Raw genomic sequence first — 16898 nt, 5'->3', positions numbered from 1 at the left:
CGTTTTGCACGCCTTGCTTTAACTGTAGGAGCTGGCTTGCCAGCGATGGACGTCAACGATGACGCGCTCTGTCTGAAAGAGGCGCGCTGCCCTTGCGAACATCGCCGGCAAGCCGGCTCCTACAGTAGAACGTTGCCGCCCCATAATATGCTTCCCGGAGTTCCCCCCATGACGGCCCATGCCGACCTTTCGCCGACCCTTCAACTTGCCATCGACCTGATCCGTCGCCCATCGGTCACGCCGATTGACGCCGATTGCCAGAAGCTGATGATGCAGCGCCTGGGCGACGCCGGTTTTGCGCTTGAGCCCATGCGCATCGAAGACGTGGACAACTTCTGGGCCACCCATGGCAATCACGAAGGCCCGGTGCTGTGCTTCGCCGGTCATACCGACGTGGTGCCAACCGGCCCGGTGCAGGCCTGGCAAAACGACCCGTTCGACGCGTTGATCGATGAAAACGGCATGCTTTGCGGGCGTGGCGCAGCAGACATGAAAGGCAGCCTGGCCGCGATGCTGGTGGCGTCGGAGCGTTTTGTCGCCGACTACCCGGACCACAAGGGCTCGGTGGCCTTCCTGATCACCAGCGATGAAGAAGGCCCGGCGCACCATGGCACCAAAGCCGTGATCGAACGCCTGGCCGCACGCAAGGAGCGCCTGGACTGGTGCATCGTCGGCGAACCATCGAGCACTACGCTGGTGGGCGATGTGGTCAAGAACGGCCGTCGCGGTTCCCTCGGCGCCACCCTGACGGTGCGCGGCGTACAAGGCCACGTGGCCTACCCGCACCTGGCGAAGAATCCGATCCACCTGGCTGCGCCGGCCCTGGCCGAATTAGCCGCTGAGCACTGGGACGACGGCAACACCTTCTTCCCGCCCACCAGTTTCCAAATCTCCAACCTCAACTCCGGTACCGGCGCGACCAACGTGATTCCCGGTGACCTGACGGCAGTGTTCAACTTCCGCTTCTCCACCGAGTCCACCGTCGAAGGCCTGCAGCAGCGCGTTGCGGCGATCCTCGACAAACACGGTCTGGACTGGCACGTGGAGTGGGCGCTGTCGGGCCTGCCGTTCCTCACCGAACCGGGCGCGTTGCTGGATGCGGTCTCAGCCAGCATCAAGGCGATCACCGGTCGCGAAACCCAGGCGTCCACCAGCGGCGGTACTTCTGATGGGCGTTTCATCGCCACGTTGGGTACGCAAGTGGTCGAGTTGGGCCCGGTCAACGCGACAATCCACCAGGTCAACGAGCGCATCCTCGCCAGTGACCTCGATGTGCTGACCGAAATCTACTACCAGACCCTGATCAAGTTGCTCGCCTGATGCTCGCGTGCCCTCTTTGCAGCGCCCCGCTCACCGCGGTGGACAATGGCGTGGCGTGCCCGGCCGGACATCGTTTCGACCGCGCACGCCAGGGTTACTTGAACCTGTTGCCGGTGCAGCACAAGAACAGCCGCGACCCGGGCGATAACTTGGCGATGGTGGAGGCGCGCCGCGACTTCCTCAACGCCGGGCACTACGCCCCAGTGGCCAAACGCCTGGCCGAACTGGCCGCAGAACGTGCCCCGGCGCGCTGGGTCGACATCGGCTGTGGCGAGGGTTACTACACCGCGCAGATCGCCGACGCCCTGCCCCACGCCGATGGCTACGCGCTGGATATCTCCAAGGAAGCAGTCAAGCGTGCCTGCAAGCGCACCCCAGCGCTGACCTGGCTGATCGCGAGCATGGCCCGTGTGCCGTTGGCGTCAGGCAGCTGCCAGTTTCTCGCCAGCGTGTTCAGCCCATTGGACTGGGAAGAGGCCAAGCGCCTGCTCAGCCCCGGCGGTGGGTTAATGAAGGTCGGCCCGACCAGCGGTCACCTGATGGAACTGCGCGAACGCCTGTACGACGAAGTGCGCGAGTACACCGACGACAAGCACCTGGCCCTGGTGCCGGATGGCATGAGCCTGGCGCACAGCGAGACGCTGGAATTCACCCTGAGCCTCGCCGAGCCCCAGGACCGCGCCAACCTGCTGGCCATGACCCCACACGGCTGGCGTGCCAGCGCCGAGCGTCGCGCACAGGTGATTGAGGCGGCTGAGCCGCTGGTGGTCACTGTGTCGATGCGCTACGACTATTTCGTGCTTCAATAACTGACTTTCCAGTATCCGCGAATGGATTTTCGAATCCCGCAACGAGGAACATCCATGCGCCAACCCGATATCGAGATTTACCTGAAGGACGCCGACGTCGACCACAAGGCCATCGCCGCCTGGCTGGGCGCCGCCCTGGGCCCGTGCTCCGACTGGGTCCAGAAAGGCCAGACCTACAAATGCAAAGCCGGCAATGTGCCCATCACTTGGCTGCCCAAAGCCGTCGGCAAATGGAACAGCCTGTACCTGGAAAGCGACCAGACCCCATGGGACGACGACATCGCCTGCGCCCGCGCGGCGTTTGCTGCGCTGAACGTGGAAGTGCGTTGCGCGCCGGGGACTTGGGTTGAGGAAGAAGGTGAGGAAAGCGCTGACACCTGGATTCGCATCAGCGAAGACGGTGAAGAACAGATCACCTGGAAAACCGCCTGACCCTGAATAGGTGGGAAGTGCTTGTGTGGTGAGCGGGCTTGCCCCGCGCTGGGCTGCGCAGCAGCCCCAACAAGAACGCCGCGTTGTGTCAGGCACTCTGCGGCGTAAGGGTTTAGGGCTGCTTCGCAGCCCAGCGCGGGGCAAGCCCGCTCACCACAGCAAGCTCGGTCCCACATCTCGGCCTTACAGGCCGACCACATCCTCCGCCTGCAACCCCTTCTCGCCGGTCACCACGGCGTATTCCACTTGCTGGCCCTCAGCCAGAGAGCGGTGGCCCTCACCGCGAATGGCACGGTAGTGCACAAACACATCCTTGCCGTCTTCGCGCTGGATAAAGCCATAACCCTTTGCATCGTTGAACCACTTCACATTGCCGGTTTCACGCGTTGCCATCTGTCTTACTCCCACATGCATTTTTATTGTTGAGTCGCTCGCATTGAACTGCCGAGTATAAGACAGGCTCAAAAACGATCAACTCAAGTTTACATCGCTGCTTTTTTGCCGATTTTCGGCGAATACGGCACACTACCCGCCCGAGCGCCTGCTCGGTTTTTTCCACTTGAAGCAGCACGCCTATGACCCGTTCCCCGTTCCGCCGTCTAGTGTTCGGCACCTTGCGCCGACTGTTGTACCTCTGGGTCCGCTCGGAGACGATCAACCAGTCGTCCCTGACCCTTAACCTGGACCGCAGCCGGCCGGTGTTCTACGTCCTGCAATCGCCCTCCCTCACCGAATTGGCCGTGGTCGACGCCGAGTGCACCAAAGCTGGCCTGCCGCGCCCGGTGCTGCCGGTATCGGTAGGCCCCTTGATGGAACCGGCGGCGTTCTTCTACCTCACGCCGGAACCGGACTGGCTCGGCCGCCAGGACAAGCGCGGCGCGCCGCCCACATTGACGCGTCTGGTCAACACCCTCACCGAACACGCCGAAGAGAATGCACAAATCATTCCGGTCAGCGTGTTCTGGGGCCAGTCCCCCGAGAGCGAATCCAGCCCGTGGAAGCTGTTGTTTGCCGACAGCTGGGCCGTCACCGGGCGTCTGCGCCGGCTGTTGAGCATTCTGATCCTCGGTCGCAAGACCCGGGTGCAATTCTCTGCGCCTATCAACCTGCGTGAATTGATCGAGCACAATAAAGGCCACGAACGTACCGTGCGCATGGCTCAACGCATCCTGCGCGTGCACTTTCGTAACCTGAAGACGGCGGTGATCGGTCCCGATTTGTCCCACCGCCGCAACCTGGTGAAGGGCCTGGTCAACATGCCGCTGGTGCGCCAAGCCATTGCCGATGAGGCCGAACGGGAGAAGATCAGCCCGGAGAAAGCCAAGGCCCAGGCCCTGCGCTACGGCAACGAGATCGCCTCGGACTACACCTACACGGCGATCCGCTTCCTCGAAGTGGTACTGAGCTGGTTCTGGAACAAGATCTACGACGGCATCAAGGTCAATAACATCGAAGGTGTGCAAAAGGTTGCCCAGGGTTACGAGGTGATCTACGTGCCTTGTCACCGCAGCCACATCGACTATCTTTTGCTGTCCTACCTGTTGTTCAAGAATGGCCTGACCCCGCCGCACATCGCCGCCGGAATCAACCTGAACATGCCGGTGATTGGCAGCCTGCTGCGCCGTGGCGGTGCGTTTTTCATGCGCCGCACCTTCAAGGGCAACCCGCTGTACACCTCAGTGTTCAACGAATACCTGCACACCTTGTTCACCAAGGGCTTTCCGGTGGAGTACTTCGTCGAAGGCGGACGTTCGCGTACCGGACGCATGTTGCAGCCGAAGACCGGGATGCTGGCGATCACCCTACGCAGCTTCTTGCGCTCCTCACGCATGCCGATCGTGTTTGTGCCGGTGTATATCGGCTATGAGCGCGTACTCGAAGGCCGCACCTACCTGGGCGAGTTGCGCGGCGCGAGCAAGAAGAAAGAGTCGATCTTCGATATTTTCAAAGTGGTCGGCGCGCTCAAGCAGCGCTTTGGTCAGGTCGCGGTCAACTTCGGCGAGCCGATCAAACTGGCCGAGTTCCTCGACAGCGAGCAACCGGATTGGCGTGCCCAAGAACTGGGTCCGAACTACAAGCCGGCCTGGCTCAACGAAACCACCAACCGCCTCGGCGAACAGGTGGCACGCCACTTGAACGAAGCCGCTGCGGTCAACCCGGTAAACCTCGTGGCCCTGGCATTGCTGTCCACCACCCGCCTGGCCTTGGACGAACAAGCCATGGCGCGCCAGTTGGACCTGTACCTGGCGTTGCTGCGCCGCGTGCCCTACTCGCCTCACACCACCTTGCCCGAAGGCGATGGCCTGGCGCTGATCAAGCATGTGAAGGACATGGACCTGCTGTCGGAGCAGAGTGATGCCCTGGGCAAGATTCTGTACCTGGACGAGCAGAACGCCGTCCTGATGACCTATTACCGCAACAACGTTTTGCATATCTTTGCCCTGCCGGCGCTGCTGGCGAGCTTCTTCCAGAGCAGCTCACGGATGAGCCGCGACCAGATCCTGCGTTACACCCACGCGTTGTACCCGTACCTGCAATCGGAACTGTTCATTCGTTGGTCGCTGGAAGAGCTGGACACGGTAATCGACCAATGGCTGGAGGCCTTTGTCGAACAGGGCCTGCTGCGTTTCGAAAACAATGTCTACCTGCGTCCGGCGCCGAGTTCGCGGCACTTTGTGCTGTTGACCTTGCTGTCCAAGAGCATTGCCCAGACCCTGCAACGCTTCTACATGGCGATTTCGCTGCTGCTCAACAGCGGCCAGAGCAGCATCAGCGCCGAAGAACTGGAAGACCTGTGCACGATCATGGCCCAGCGCCTGTCGATCCTGCATGGCCTCAACGCCCCGGAATTCTTCGACAAGAGCCTTTTCCGACATTTCATCCAGACCTTGCTGGAGCAAGATGTGCTGCGCCGCGACGAGGCCGGCAAACTGAGCTATCACGACCTGCTCGGCGAATTGGCCGAAGGCGCGGCGAAACGCGTGCTGCCGGCGGAGATTCGCTTGTCGATCCGCCAAGTGGCGTTGCATCGCGTGGATGGCGCCGCCGAAGCACCTGTCGAACCCGACGCCACTGCACCTGAAGAAACCCGCTAGATTTAAAAAGGCGCCGGATGGATTCCGGCGCCGTTGAAAAGGAGCAACACCATGAAAAAGATCATCCTCCTGGGCCTGACCGCCCTGCTCGGAGCTTGCCAATCCATGAGCCCTGCCCCCAAAGCCAGCCTCGACGGCGAAGTGTTCTACCTGCAACGCATCGCCCTGCCGCCCACCGCGACCTTGAGCGTCAGCCTGCAAGACGTGTCGCTGATGGATGCTCCGGCCGTGACCCTGGCTGAGCAGAAAGGCCCGGTCAAAGGCCAGGTGCCACTGCCGTTTCACCTGAGCTATGACCCCGCGCAAATCAAACCTGGCCACACTTATTCGGTGAACGCTCGCATCGAAGTGGATGGCAAGCTACTGTTTATCACCACCGAACGGCACGCTGTGCAGCTCAATGGCCAGGACGCGCAACCCCTGCGCCTGCGGGTTGATGCTGTCGCCCACTGATAGTCTCCAGAACTTAAGCCAGATCAAAAAGGAAGCGCCCATGCTCCGTAATTCCCTTCGTTTTACTGCCCTGTGTGCCGGCCTGCTGTTCGGTGCCAACGCCATGGCCCTGGACTTGAGCAGCCTGTCCCAGGGCGACGCCAGTGGCGGCCTCAAGGACGCCCTGACCCAAGGCGCGCAGATCGCCGTGAAGCAACTGGGCGTACCGGGTGGTTTCAGCAACAACCCGGAAGTGAAGATCGGTCTGCCCGGCAAGTTGGGCAAAGTCGCCGACAAACTGAAGATGTTCGGCATGGGTGACCAGGTGACCCAGTTGGAAACCAGCATGAACAAGGCCGCCGAAACCGCCGTGACCCAGGCCCAACCAATCCTCGTAAATGCCGTGAAAAACATGAGCGTGACAGACGCCAAGGGCATTCTCAGTGGTGGTCAGGACTCGGCCACCCAGTACCTGAACAAAAGCAGCCGCGAGCAAATCCGCGCCAAGTTCCTGCCGATCGTCAAAGCGGCGACCGACAAGGTCGGCGTCGCCCAACAATATAACGCCCTGGCCGGCAAGGCCGCGGCCTTTGGCGCTGTGGACGCCAAGAGCGCCAACGTCGAGAACTACGTGACCGAGCAGGCCCTGGACGGGTTGTTCAAGATGATTGCGAAGCAGGAAGAAACCATTCGTGAGAACCCGGCGGCTGCGGCCACCAGCCTGGCGAAGAAGGTGTTCGGGGCGCTGTAAACCCTTGGCAACACCTTTGGAACACTGCGCCAAGGCCGCTTGTACCGGGCCTTGGCGTAATTGTTTCAGGCTTACGCCAGTTCCTTCCTGACTCTGAACCATGCCGCGTACAACGCCGGCAGGAACAACAACGTCAGCGCCGTCGCCACAATCAACCCGCCCATGATCGCCACGGCCATCGGCCCGAAGAACACGCTGCGTGACAGCGGGATCATCGCCAGCACCGCCGCGAGGGCTGTCAGCACAATCGGGCGGAAGCGTCGGACGGTGGCTTCGATAATTGCCTGCCATGGCGCCAGGCCCGCCTTGATGTCCTGTTCGATCTGGTCCACCAGGATCACCGAGTTGCGCATGATCATCCCCGACAAGGCGATGGTGCCGAGCATGGCCACAAACCCGAAGGGTTGGCGGAATACCAACAGGAACAGCGTCACGCCGATCAGGCCCAGCGGCGCCGTCAGAAACACCATCGCCGTGCGTGAGAAACTGCGCAGTTGCAGCATCAGCAACGTCAGCACCACCACGATGAACAACGGCACGCCGGCTTTTACCGAGTTCTGCCCACGGGCGGAGTCTTCGACCGTGCCGCCGACGTCCAGCAAGTAACCATCCGGCAGCTCGGCGCGTACGCCTTCCAGGGTCGGCAGGATTTGCTGGACCAGGGTCGCCGGTTGTTCCTTGCCGTAGATATCGGCGCGCACGGTCACCGTTGGCAGGCGGTTGCGGTGCCAGATGATGCCTTCTTCGAAGCCGTACTCCAGGGTGGCGATCTGCGACAGCGCCACGCTTTTGCCGTTGTCGGTAGGCACCGCCAGGCTTGGCAGCAACGACAGCTCGGTGCGCTCATGCACGGTGCCGCGCAGGAGGATTTCGATCAACTCGTTGTCCTCGCGGTACTGGCTGACGCTGGAACCGGTCAACGAGCTCTGCAGGAATTTCGACAGGTTGGCCGTGCTCACGCCAAGGGCACGGGCGCGGTCCTGATCGATATTGAGGTAGACGATCTTGCTCGGTTCTTCCCAGTCCAGGTGCACGTTGACCACGTGGGTATTTTCGCGAACCTTTGCCGCGACTTTCCGAGCCAGGGCGCGGACTTCTTCGATATGTTCGCCGGTCACGCGAAACTGCACCGGATAGCCCACAGGCGGGCCGTTCTCCAGGCGCGTAACCCGTGAGCGCAGGTCAGGGAATTGTTCGTTGAGCGTTTCGATCAGCCAGGTGCGCAGGCTTTCGCGCTCCTCGATGGTTTTGGCCAGCACGACAAACTGGGCAAAGCTGGCGGCCGGCAGTTGTTGGTCAAGCGGCAGGTAGAAGCGCGGTGAACCGGTGCCGACATAGGCCACGTAGTTGTCGATGCCCGCGTGCTGCTTGAGCAAGGCTTCCAGGCGTTTAACCTGGTCGGCGGTGTTGCTCAAGGACGCCCCTTCGGCCAGCTTCAGATCGACCATCAGCTCCAGGCGGCCGGAAGCCGGGAAGAACTGTTGCGGCACAAAACGGAACAGCGCCACCGAGCCGATAAACAGCAGCAGGGTCAGGACAATCACGGTTTTGCGCCGACGCACGCACCACTCCACCAAGCGTCTTACGCGCTGATAGAAAGGTGTGCCGTAGGGATCCGGACCATCGGTGCCGTGCTTGGCTGCATGAATCTTCGCCAGGTCCGGCAAGAGTTTTTCCCCCAGGTAGGGCACGAACACCACTGCGGCCACCCAGGAGGCGAGCAACGCAATGGTCACTACCTGGAAAATCGAACGGGTGTATTCGCCGGTACTCGATTGCGCGGTGGCAATCGGCAGGAAGCCTGCTGCGGTGATCAGCGTACCGGTGAGCATGGGGAATGCGGTGCTGGTCCAGGCAAAGCTGGCGGCCTTGAGCCGGTCGTAACCCTGCTCCATTTTGATCGCCATCATTTCCACAGCGATGATTGCGTCGTCCACCAGCAAACCCAGCGCCAGCACCAAGGCGCCGAGGGAAATCTTGTGCAGACCAATACCGAGGTAATACATGGCGGCAAAGGTCATCGCCAGCACCAGCGGAATCGCCAGGGCCACCACCATGCCGGTACGCACGCCAAGGGAGAAGAAACTCACCAGCAACACGATGGCCAAGGCTTCGGCCAGTACCTGCACGAATTCGCCGACGCTGGTTTTCACCGCCGCCGGTTGGTCTGACACCTTGCGCAGCTCCATACCGGCTGGAAGGTTCTTCTGCAGGCGTGCGAATTCTCCTTCCAGGGCTTTGCCCAGTACCAGGATGTCGCCACCGTCACGCATGGCCACGGCCAGGCCGATCGCGTCTTCACCCATGTAACGCATGCGCGGTGCCGGCGGGTCGTTGAAGCCACGGTGTATGTCGGCTACGTCGCCGATGCGGAAGGTACGGTCGCCCACGCGAATCGGAAAGTTGCGGATCTCTTCCACGGTCTTGAAGTTACCCGATACACGCAGTTGCACGCGTTCGCTCGGGGTTTCAAAGAACCCGGCAGTGGAGACTGCGTTCTGCTCCTGCAACGCCTGCTGTACCGCTGCCAGCGGCAAACCGAGGGTCGCCAGCTTGAGGTTGGACAGTTCGATCCAGATCTTCTCGTCCTGCAGGCCCAGCAACTCGACCTTGCCCACATCCGCGACGCGCTGCAGTTGAATCTGGATGCGGTCGGCGTAGTCCTTGAGCACCGCGTAGTCAAAACCATCACCGGTCAAGGCGTAGATATTGCCGAAGGTGGTGCCGAATTCATCGTTGAAGAACGGACCCTGGATATCCGGTGGCAAGGTCTGGCGGATATCGCTGATCTTCTTGCGCACCTGATACCACAGCTCAGGAATCTGCGCCGAATGCATGGAGTCACGGGCGATAAAGGTGACCTGAGATTCACCGGGACGCGAGAACGAGACGATGCGCTCGTACTCACCGGTTTCCATGAGTTTTTTCTCGATACGCTCGGTGACTTGCCGCGAGACTTCCTGGGCCGTGGCGCCAGGCCAGTTGGTCTTGATCACCATGGCCTTGAAGGTGAACGGCGGGTCTTCACTTTGTCCCAGTTTGGAGTAGGACAAAGTGCCAACCACTGCCAGCAGAATCATCAGGAACAGGACGATCTGACGATTACGCAACGCCCATTCGGAAAGATTGAAACCCATCGGGGACTACTCCTTGACCGCCAGATTCACCACACGGTTGGAGCGATCCACCGGGCGCACTTGCTGGCCCTCGTGAAGCACATGTACACCGGCAGCAATGACCCAATCCGTAGGGCTCAAACCTTCGAGTACCGGGACGGTTTTTTCACCGAAGGCACCGATGCGTACCGGTGTGCGCTTGAGGGTGTTGTCGGGCTGTACACGCCAGACGTAAGACGCTCCGTTCTCTGCGCTGAGAGCCGACAGTGGGACCGAGAGCGGAATATCGCCGTCGACCTGTATGAATACACGTGCGCTCTGGCCCAGTTCGGCTGGGACCTTGCCCCCAGTGAATGCCACGCGGGCAGCAAACGTACGCGACTTTGGATCGGCGGCCGGCGACAGTTCACGAATGCGACCACTGAAGCGCTGGTCGGGCTGGCTCCACAGTTCGACCGATACGGGCTGGCCGATCTTGAAACGGCCAAAACCTTGCTCCGGCAGGCTGATCAGCACTTCGCGCTCGCCATCGGTAGCCAGGGTGAACACGGTCTGGCCGGCGGACACCACCTGCCCGACTTCCACCGCACGCTTGGCCACCACGCCATCCTGTGGCGCACGCAGCACCGCATAGCCGGCCTGGTTGCTGGCCACATCGAACTCGGCCTTGATCTGCTTGAGACGGGCCTCACCGGATCGATAGAGATTTTCGGAATTGTCGTACTGGGAGCGGCTGACCATCTGACGGTCCATCAGGGTCTTGTAACGGTCACGCTCGGCGCGCACCAGGCTCAGATTGGCCTCGGCGGCGGCGACTTGGGCACGGGTGGCTTCCAATTGCAGGCGCACATCTTGCGGGTCGAGTTCGGCCAGCGCTTGGTTGGCCTTGACCCGCTCGCCCTCTTCCACCAACCGCTTGCTGACTTTGCCACCGATGCGAAAGGCCAGGTCCGGTTCATAACGGGCGCGCACTTCACCGGGGTAGCTGTCCATCGACTGTGCAGAAGGCTGTGGCTGCACCACCATGGCCGGACGGATGGTGGTCTGGGCCGCTTCTTCATGGCCGCATCCGGCCAACAGGAAGACCAGACTGACAGGCAACGCAAAGGGCAGGAAAGAACTGCGCATGCTGTAGGACCTTTCGCAAATAGAGCTAAGAATAATTATACTGGCCGGTATGTTATTAATACCAAACTCACCAGTCCAGTATTAAAGGTGAAAATGTCCGACAATCCCGTAAACACCAATAGCCCCGGGCGCCCCAAGGACATGGCAAAACGCCAGGCAATCCTCGAAGCAGCGAAAATCCTGTTTTTGAGCAATGGCTACGCCAGTACCAGCATGGATGCCGTTGCCCTTGAGGCCGGCGTGTCGAAACTGACCGTGTACAGCCACTTCAACGATAAAGAGACCTTGTTCACCGCCGCGGTGGTGGCCAAGTGCGAAGAACAACTGCCGGTGATGTACTTCGAGTTGCCTGCGGGCATGCCCGTGGAGACTGTGTTGCTGAATATCGCGCGGGGGTTCCATCGTCTGATCAACAGTGAGGAGTCGGTCAACCTGCATCGCCTGATGATGACCACCGGCAATCAGGACGTGAAACTCTCGCAGATCTTCTTCGAGGCCGGTCCCATGCGCATGCTGCAGGGCATGGAGCGCCTGCTCGGCAAGATCGACCAGAGCGGCGCGCTGAGCATCGACAAGCCCTTTACGGCGGCCGAGCATTTCTTCTGCCTGCTCAAGGGCACGGCTAATTTCTGCTTGCTGTATGGCTGCGGCGGGCAACTGAGTGAAGAAGCCGCCGAAGAACATGTGCAGGAGGTAGTGGGGTTGTTTATGCGGGCCTACAGGCCTTCATGATCAAGGCTTGAGCGCCTTCTTTGGGTAGATGTCATAGCGACTGGATTTGCCATCCAGCGCATGACTCGGCTTGGGCCCTTCAATGCATGGCGCCTTGCGCGGGCGCTTGACTACCACACGGTGGCTGGCCAGGGCCAGGGCGGCGGCCAACAGCGCCGGTGCGTCTGGATCATCCCCCACCAGTGGCCGGAACAGGCGCATTTCCTTCTTCACCAAGGCGGTTTTCTCACGGTGCGGGAACATCGGGTCGAGGTAGATCACTTGGGGCGGCTCGCCTTCCCAATTGCGCATCACGTCGATGGAGTTGCCCTTGAGCAGCACCATGCGCGCCACGATCGGCGCCACCTCAAAATCATCCGCGCCGCGTGCCAAACCGTCTTCGAGCAAGGCGCCGATCAGCGGCTGGCGCTCGATCAGGCTCATCTCGCAGCCCAGGCTGGCCAGCACGAAGGCGTCCTTGCCCAGGCCGGCCGTAGCATCCAGCACCCGGGGGCGAACGCCTTGGGCGATGCCCACGGCCTTGGCGATCATCTGCCCGCTGCCACCGCCGTAAAGACGCCGATGCGCCGCGCCACCTTCGACAAAGTCCACCCGCACCGGCCCCGGCGCGTCAGGCCCGAGCTGTTGCAGCTGTAGGCCGTACTCCCCCACTTGCAGGGAAAAGTCCGCATCGGCTACATGCATCGGCAAATCGAGCAGTGACGCCCACTGCTCGGCGCGGCCCTGGAAACCCTCGCCCAAGGCCTCGACCTGGATGCGGCTGGCAGCTGGTTGTTCGCTCATCAATTACTACGCTCAAAAATATTAAGGATCGGCAAACGGCGGCCGATAAAAACAACAGTCAGGTATTTTGCCAGAGCTGAGCGTCGACCGAGAAAAATGTCAGACATTCTTCCCCTAACCATCGGTGTACTGCCGACCCACAACCACTACGGCCTGCGCAACACTCAAGCGCTGGCTGGAGTGAGTCATGTGTGGCAGGACTTCTTCGCCCGTGCGTTGGCCGAACAGCTCGGCGATACGCCGGACGCGCTGGCAGTGCAGGCGCCGGCACCGGCGGACCCAGCGGTAGAGCCCAGCGCCGGCGCCGACCTGTTATCGCAGATCCTCACCCAGCGTGAGTGCGACGTGAAAGACACCGAAATCGCCCCCCCAGAACCGCTATTCCTGCCAATTGCCGAGTTCGAAACCGAGCTGTTGCCACCGGCCGCCACGCCGTTCCCGCAAGAAGAAATCGTCGCCCAGCAGCGCCAGCAGAACTTCGAAAGCGGTTGGGTCCGCCCGATTGTACTCACCGCCGGCGCACCGCTGCCAGAGCCAGGCCCGGCGCCGGAGCCACGCCCACTGCACCTGCCCATCGCCGAATTCGAACTGGACCTGCTGCCGCCAGCCGCCACGCCGTACCCGACCGAAGAGCTGGTCGCGCAGCAAAAAGCGCTCGACTTCGACTACTACTGGGCGCGCCCGCTGGTCACCCAGAATCTGCGCCTGGCCGCCTGATACTCAGCGACACACCCACCAACGCCCCATATCCAGATGGAAATGGTTGCGGTGCGCGGCGTTGTAATCCGGGCTCAGCACCACGTTGAAATCATCGCAGGCACTGTCGCGGACCTGACGCAGGAACCGCGCCTTATCGTCCTCCCCCGGCCAATCCTTGAGCACGCTGATACTGCGCCCGTCCGCCAGGCGAAAACCGGCGATGTCCAATGCATTGGCCGACGCATGCTGGCTGAGTCGCCCTTCGACGCGGTTGTACATATTGCGGCAGGCAAAGCTGCCCAGATGCTCGACCCGCGTCACCGCCTGGCCGAACACCGCTTGGGCCGCCGGCTGCAGGCTGTGGCGCTCGAACAGGGCGAACGCCACAGCCAGCGGGCAACTGGCGAGAAAACTGCTGCTCAGGCCAACTGCGGCACCCTGAACGCGCAAGGTGTTGCGCAGCGGACACGCCGCATCAGCGGGCGTATCGGCTTGATGGCTGACGCGCAGGCCCGAGGTCTCCAGCACTTGGTCGCACAACGCCGGGTCATCCTGCAGGCGCCCCAGCTTATAGCGGGTCAATAGGTTCGGGCTGGCGCGCACATCCAGTGGGGCCCACGGGTTCCAATCGGCCGGCAGCGGCACCCAACCACGCCAGACGCCAACGGCAAAGGCGCCGACCAGGATCAGCAGCACGCCCATCAACTTGAAAAAACGCACCCCTTAGCCCTTGAAGAACTGGTTGGCCTGGCTAAATGGCATCTTACGTTCGGTAAAGGTGAACGTGCCCAGTTCGTACACTTCCTGGGCCGCACGATAGAACTCGCCATAGGCAGCCAACGCCAGAGCCGAGCCGACGCTGATCCGCCGCACACCCATCGCGCTGAGTTGCGCGACGCTGAGGTTCAAGCCGCCGGACATCAATACGTTCACCGGCTTGGGCGCCACCGCCTTGACCACCGCCAGCACTTCCTCGGCACTGCGCAGGGCCGGCGCATACAGCACGTCGGCACCGGCTTCGGCGTAGGCTCGCAGGCGGCGGATGGTGTCGGGCAAATCCAGGCGACCATGCAGGAGGTTTTCCGCACGGGCCGTCAGGGTGAACGGGAATGGCAGGCTGCGCGCGGCAGTCACCGCGGCTTCTACACGCTCGACGGACAGGTCGAAAGGATAGATCGGGTCAGCGGCAATGCCCGTGGCGTCTTCAATGGAGCCGCCGATAATACCCGTAGCGGCGGCACGCAGGATGGTCTGGGCGCAGCCTTCGGGAGTGTCGCTGAAGCCGTTTTCCAGGTCCGCCGCCACCGGCAACGCCGTGGCATTGGCAATCATGCCGGCGTTGATCAAGGTGTCTTCCAGGGACAACGCCCCTTCCGCATCCGGGCGCGCCAGGCTGAACGCGTAGCCCGCACTGGTGGTGGCGAGGGCTTCAAACCCCAGGCTGGCCAGCATCACGGCAGAGCCTGCATCCCACGGGTTAGGCATCACGAACGCGCGGTCACGTTCGTGCAAGGCCTTGAAGGTTTCGGCGCGAAGGGTTTGGGCATCCATGTCTGGCTCCTGGCGGGAAAAGGAGCCCTAGAGTAACCCCAGTTGCTCCACGGCGGGAGCACGATCCAAGGTCGGCAGCGGCGGCAGACCCGGCAGGCGCGCCATCAACTGGTCGTGGAAACGCAGGGCCAGTTGTGCCGCGAGGCGATTATCCGAGGTGTGCAGGAACACGTAGGGGGTGCGGCCTTCTTCGATCCACCCGGCGACTTTTTCCACCCACGGCACCAGGAATGGGTCGTTGGCTTCCAGTTCGGGATGACCGATAAAACGCACTTGGGGAAACTGCGTCAGGGCCGCCGGCCGGGTTGGCACCTTGGGCTTTTTCGATTGGGCGTGCAGCACGGCGGCTGACGTGGACGTGCAACTGAACAACGCGCGCGGGTCCAGGCAGATGCGCTCCACGCCCCGGTCCCGTAACAAGCGGTTAAGCATGCGCTCGGCGTCGCCTTTGGCGAAGAATTCCGAATGACGCACTTCCACCGCCATGGGCCGCTCAAGGCCATCAATGAAGCCTGCCAACTCCCTCAGACGCTGTGGTGTGAACGTCGCGGGCAGTTGCAACCATAGCGGGGATACGCGCGCTCCCAGGGGACTCATCAAGCCCACAAAGCTTTCCGCAGCCGGCAGTTGCTCAATCAGGTTGCCACTGTGGCTGATATCACCGGGAAACTTGGCCGTGAAACGAAAATCGTCGGGCATGATTTCAGCCCAGCGTTGCACCGTGGCGGCCGAGGGTCGTGCATAGAACGTGGTGTTGCCCTCAACGGCGTTGAAGACCTGGGAGTAGAGCGCGAGGTAGTCGCTGGAACGGGCATCGGCGGGGTACAGGTACTCGCGCCAGGCGTTTTCACTCCAGGACGGGCAACCGAGGTAGTAAGGGAGGCGCATCAGATGTGGATGTCGAGGCCCAGCACTTCCATATCCCATTCGACAAAACCGGCGGTGGTCAGGTAGCTGGCCAGGGCGGTTGCGACGCTTTTGCTCATGGAGCGCGGGAAGACCATGTCTTGCTGACGGGCGGGAAGACCACTGATACGGGCTTGAGCGTTGGCCTGTGCGTCGGACTGGACCTCGATGAAGTCTGGCGAATCCTCGACGGACTCGTCTACCGTAACGTTTGCCTTACGTGGCTTGCGCTTGATTGGGTAGGACTGTGAGGAAAAGCCATCAATACGCATGGGCGCGAACTCGCTATCGGTAATGGCATTTTGGCAGCACTGTCCGTAGTGCGCAAATGCTCTGGTGATAACTAGAACACATAATTTGAAAAAGGTTTAAAACGGGGGGCAAATTCTGACGATTGGTGAATTTAGCCCCATATTGCCATCATTTTTGACGTCAAATAATCCCGCGCTCGGCCTTGGTCTGCGCCACTTTATCGCGCAGGTAAACAGGTGCTGCCTGATCCGCAGGGATCGCTTCCCCACGTTCAAAAGCAAACCGCGCCAAGGCCAATAGATCTTCAGCGTGGGGCAACATCGCCGCGTCTCTCCCAACCAATGGCACAGCGATGCGCTCACCATAGCCCCAACCGGTGCCGGCACCGAACCAGTCACCGCTGGCATCACCCGGCAATACGGATGATTCAGGCGGCTGCACAGTTTCCACACCCACCAGGCGCATCTCGCCTGCCGTTTCGCGGTAGCAGCCCCAATACACTTCATCCATGCGCGCATCGATAGCCGCCGCAACCTGATGAACGCCATGTTCACGCAAGGCGCGCTGGGCCAGAACGGCCAGGTTGGACATCGGCAATACCGGGCGTTCCAGCGCAAATGCCAGGCCCTGCACCACACCGATGGCAATACGCACACCGGTAAACGCACCCGGACCACGGCCGAAGGCGATGGCATCCACCGCAGCCAGCGTAGTGCCGGCGTCTTCCAGCAGTTGCTTGATCATCGGCAACAGCTTCTGCGCATGCAGACGCGGGATCACCTCGTAGTGGCTCGTTACCTTGCCATCATGCAGCAGGGCAACGGAGCAAGCTTCAGTCGCGGTGTCCAGGGCCAGCAGGGTGCTCATCGGTGTGGGTGTCCAAGTCGAAAAA

Annotated in this window: 17 protein-coding genes; 8 read left to right on the top strand and 9 right to left on the bottom strand. The window is 61.5% G+C overall.

From position 1 onward, the window contains the following. Positions 1-168: 168 nt before the first annotated feature. From dapE to RB216_RS06130, 3 genes are read left to right on the top strand one after another with little or no spacing between them, the layout of a single operon-like run. Entirely contained in the window at positions 169-1320 is a 1152-nt protein-coding gene (gene dapE, locus RB216_RS06140; protein WP_308908428.1) for a succinyl-diaminopimelate desuccinylase, read from the top strand. Continuing rightward, positions 1320-2129 carry a putative RNA methyltransferase gene (locus RB216_RS06135; protein WP_028619140.1) on the top strand — a complete coding sequence of 270 codons (810 nt, stop codon included), beginning with the start codon at positions 1320-1322 and terminating at the stop codon, positions 2127-2129. The genes dapE and RB216_RS06135 overlap by 1 nt, the downstream gene beginning before the upstream one ends. Before the next feature lie 54 nt (positions 2130-2183). After that, positions 2184-2561, top strand: a complete 378-nt coding sequence (locus RB216_RS06130) for a hypothetical protein (protein ID WP_016975830.1) — start codon at positions 2184-2186, stop codon at positions 2559-2561. 183 nt (positions 2562-2744) lie between these two features. On the opposite strand, the gene RB216_RS06125 is transcribed toward RB216_RS06130, so the two are convergent. Further along, positions 2745-2954, bottom strand: a complete 210-nt coding sequence (locus tag RB216_RS06125; protein ID WP_003219353.1) for a cold-shock protein — start codon at positions 2952-2954, stop codon at positions 2745-2747. Between the two features lie 182 nt (positions 2955-3136). Here RB216_RS06125 and plsB point away from each other — a divergent pair, with 182 nt between their 5' ends. Genes plsB through RB216_RS06110 form a run of 3 tightly spaced genes read left to right on the top strand, consistent with a single transcriptional unit; the run spans position 3137 to position 6839 of the window. After that, complete coding sequence (gene plsB, locus RB216_RS06120) at positions 3137-5656, top strand: glycerol-3-phosphate 1-O-acyltransferase PlsB (protein WP_028619139.1); 2520 nt, start codon at positions 3137-3139, stop codon at positions 5654-5656. Between the two features lie 51 nt (positions 5657-5707). Then, positions 5708-6109 carry a YbaY family lipoprotein gene (locus RB216_RS06115; RefSeq protein WP_068936960.1) on the top strand — a complete coding sequence of 134 codons (402 nt, stop codon included), beginning with the start codon at positions 5708-5710 and terminating at the stop codon, positions 6107-6109. Positions 6110-6149: 40 nt separating this feature from the next. Further along, a complete protein-coding gene (locus RB216_RS06110) occupies positions 6150-6839 on the top strand; it encodes a DUF4197 domain-containing protein (RefSeq protein ID WP_028619137.1) in 690 nt (229 codons plus the stop codon). Positions 6840-6910: 71 nt separating this feature from the next. On the opposite strand, the gene RB216_RS06105 is transcribed toward RB216_RS06110, so the two are convergent. Next, a complete protein-coding gene (locus tag RB216_RS06105) occupies positions 6911-9976 on the bottom strand; it encodes an efflux RND transporter permease subunit (protein ID WP_028619136.1) in 3066 nt (1021 codons plus the stop codon). 6 nt (positions 9977-9982) lie between these two features. Beyond that, the gene (locus RB216_RS06100; RefSeq protein WP_028619135.1) at positions 9983-11083 is read right to left on the bottom strand and encodes an efflux RND transporter periplasmic adaptor subunit; all 1101 of its coding nucleotides are present in this window, start codon (positions 11081-11083) and stop codon (positions 9983-9985) included. Positions 11084-11176: 93 nt separating this feature from the next. Between RB216_RS06100 and RB216_RS06095 the strand changes: the two genes are divergently transcribed. Then, positions 11177-11815: a TetR/AcrR family transcriptional regulator gene (locus tag RB216_RS06095; protein WP_028619134.1), complete on the top strand. Its 639-nt coding sequence runs from the start codon at positions 11177-11179 to the stop codon at positions 11813-11815. Here the strand turns inward: RB216_RS06095 and RB216_RS06090 are convergent, their stop codons facing one another. Then, positions 11816-12598 carry a class I SAM-dependent methyltransferase gene (locus RB216_RS06090; protein ID WP_308908427.1) on the bottom strand — a complete coding sequence of 261 codons (783 nt, stop codon included), beginning with the start codon at positions 12596-12598 and terminating at the stop codon, positions 11816-11818. Positions 12599-12694: 96 nt separating this feature from the next. Here RB216_RS06090 and RB216_RS06085 point away from each other — a divergent pair, with 96 nt between their 5' ends. After that, positions 12695-13315: an energy transducer TonB gene (locus RB216_RS06085; RefSeq protein ID WP_308908426.1), complete on the top strand. Its 621-nt coding sequence runs from the start codon at positions 12695-12697 to the stop codon at positions 13313-13315. 3 nt (positions 13316-13318) lie between these two features. Here the strand turns inward: RB216_RS06085 and RB216_RS06080 are convergent, their stop codons facing one another. The 5 genes from RB216_RS06080 to tsaB form a co-directional block, all read right to left on the bottom strand. Further along, the gene (locus RB216_RS06080) at positions 13319-13999 is read right to left on the bottom strand and encodes an extensin-like domain-containing protein (RefSeq protein ID WP_372514800.1); all 681 of its coding nucleotides are present in this window, start codon (positions 13997-13999) and stop codon (positions 13319-13321) included. Between the two features lie 21 nt (positions 14000-14020). Continuing rightward, positions 14021-14848 carry an isocitrate lyase/PEP mutase family protein gene (locus RB216_RS06075; protein WP_308908424.1) on the bottom strand — a complete coding sequence of 276 codons (828 nt, stop codon included), beginning with the start codon at positions 14846-14848 and terminating at the stop codon, positions 14021-14023. Positions 14849-14875: 27 nt separating this feature from the next. Beyond that, positions 14876-15736, bottom strand: a complete 861-nt coding sequence (locus RB216_RS06070) for a DUF72 domain-containing protein (RefSeq protein WP_308908423.1) — start codon at positions 15734-15736, stop codon at positions 14876-14878. Continuing rightward, positions 15736-16026, bottom strand: coding sequence for a hypothetical protein (locus RB216_RS06065; protein ID WP_016979856.1), 291 nt, complete (start codon positions 16024-16026; stop codon positions 15736-15738). The genes RB216_RS06070 and RB216_RS06065 overlap by 1 nt, the downstream gene beginning before the upstream one ends. A gap of 160 nt (positions 16027-16186) precedes the next feature. Further along, positions 16187-16873 carry a tRNA (adenosine(37)-N6)-threonylcarbamoyltransferase complex dimerization subunit type 1 TsaB gene (tsaB, locus tag RB216_RS06060; protein ID WP_308908422.1) on the bottom strand — a complete coding sequence of 229 codons (687 nt, stop codon included), beginning with the start codon at positions 16871-16873 and terminating at the stop codon, positions 16187-16189. Between the last annotated feature and the right edge of the window lie 25 nt (positions 16874-16898).

The sequence above is a fragment of the Pseudomonas canadensis genome (assembly GCF_030980095.1).
GTDB lineage: Bacteria > Pseudomonadota > Gammaproteobacteria > Pseudomonadales > Pseudomonadaceae > Aquipseudomonas > Aquipseudomonas canadensis.
The sequence above is the reverse complement of the archived record's forward strand: the minus strand, read 5'-3'. Positions and strand labels throughout refer to the sequence as shown.

What these genes read in the sequence shown, in the direction of transcription:
- dapE (WP_308908428.1), top strand. Translation starts at nt 169, where the DNA reads ATGACGGCCCATGCCGACCTTTCGCCGACCCTTCAACTTGCCATCGAC.
- RB216_RS06135 (WP_028619140.1), top strand. Translation starts at nt 1,320, where the DNA reads ATGCTCGCGTGCCCTCTTTGCAGCGCCCCGCTCACCGCGGTGGACAAT.
- RB216_RS06130 (WP_016975830.1), top strand. Translation starts at nt 2,184, where the DNA reads ATGCGCCAACCCGATATCGAGATTTACCTGAAGGACGCCGACGTCGAC.
- RB216_RS06125 (WP_003219353.1), bottom strand. Translation starts at nt 2,954, where the DNA reads ATGGCAACGCGTGAAACCGGCAATGTGAAGTGGTTCAACGATGCAAAG.
- plsB (WP_028619139.1), top strand. Translation starts at nt 3,137, where the DNA reads ATGACCCGTTCCCCGTTCCGCCGTCTAGTGTTCGGCACCTTGCGCCGA.
- RB216_RS06115 (WP_068936960.1), top strand. Translation starts at nt 5,708, where the DNA reads ATGAAAAAGATCATCCTCCTGGGCCTGACCGCCCTGCTCGGAGCTTGC.
- RB216_RS06110 (WP_028619137.1), top strand. Translation starts at nt 6,150, where the DNA reads ATGCTCCGTAATTCCCTTCGTTTTACTGCCCTGTGTGCCGGCCTGCTG.
- RB216_RS06105 (WP_028619136.1), bottom strand. Translation starts at nt 9,976, where the DNA reads ATGGGTTTCAATCTTTCCGAATGGGCGTTGCGTAATCGTCAGATCGTC.
- RB216_RS06100 (WP_028619135.1), bottom strand. Translation starts at nt 11,083, where the DNA reads ATGCGCAGTTCTTTCCTGCCCTTTGCGTTGCCTGTCAGTCTGGTCTTC.
- RB216_RS06095 (WP_028619134.1), top strand. Translation starts at nt 11,177, where the DNA reads ATGTCCGACAATCCCGTAAACACCAATAGCCCCGGGCGCCCCAAGGAC.
- RB216_RS06090 (WP_308908427.1), bottom strand. Translation starts at nt 12,598, where the DNA reads ATGAGCGAACAACCAGCTGCCAGCCGCATCCAGGTCGAGGCCTTGGGC.
- RB216_RS06085 (WP_308908426.1), top strand. Translation starts at nt 12,695, where the DNA reads ATGTCAGACATTCTTCCCCTAACCATCGGTGTACTGCCGACCCACAAC.
- RB216_RS06080 (WP_372514800.1), bottom strand. Translation starts at nt 13,999, where the DNA reads ATGGGCGTGCTGCTGATCCTGGTCGGCGCCTTTGCCGTTGGCGTCTGG.
- RB216_RS06075 (WP_308908424.1), bottom strand. Translation starts at nt 14,848, where the DNA reads ATGGATGCCCAAACCCTTCGCGCCGAAACCTTCAAGGCCTTGCACGAA.
- RB216_RS06070 (WP_308908423.1), bottom strand. Translation starts at nt 15,736, where the DNA reads ATGCGCCTCCCTTACTACCTCGGTTGCCCGTCCTGGAGTGAAAACGCC.
- RB216_RS06065 (WP_016979856.1), bottom strand. Translation starts at nt 16,026, where the DNA reads ATGCGTATTGATGGCTTTTCCTCACAGTCCTACCCAATCAAGCGCAAG.
- tsaB (WP_308908422.1), bottom strand. Translation starts at nt 16,873, where the DNA reads ATGAGCACCCTGCTGGCCCTGGACACCGCGACTGAAGCTTGCTCCGTT.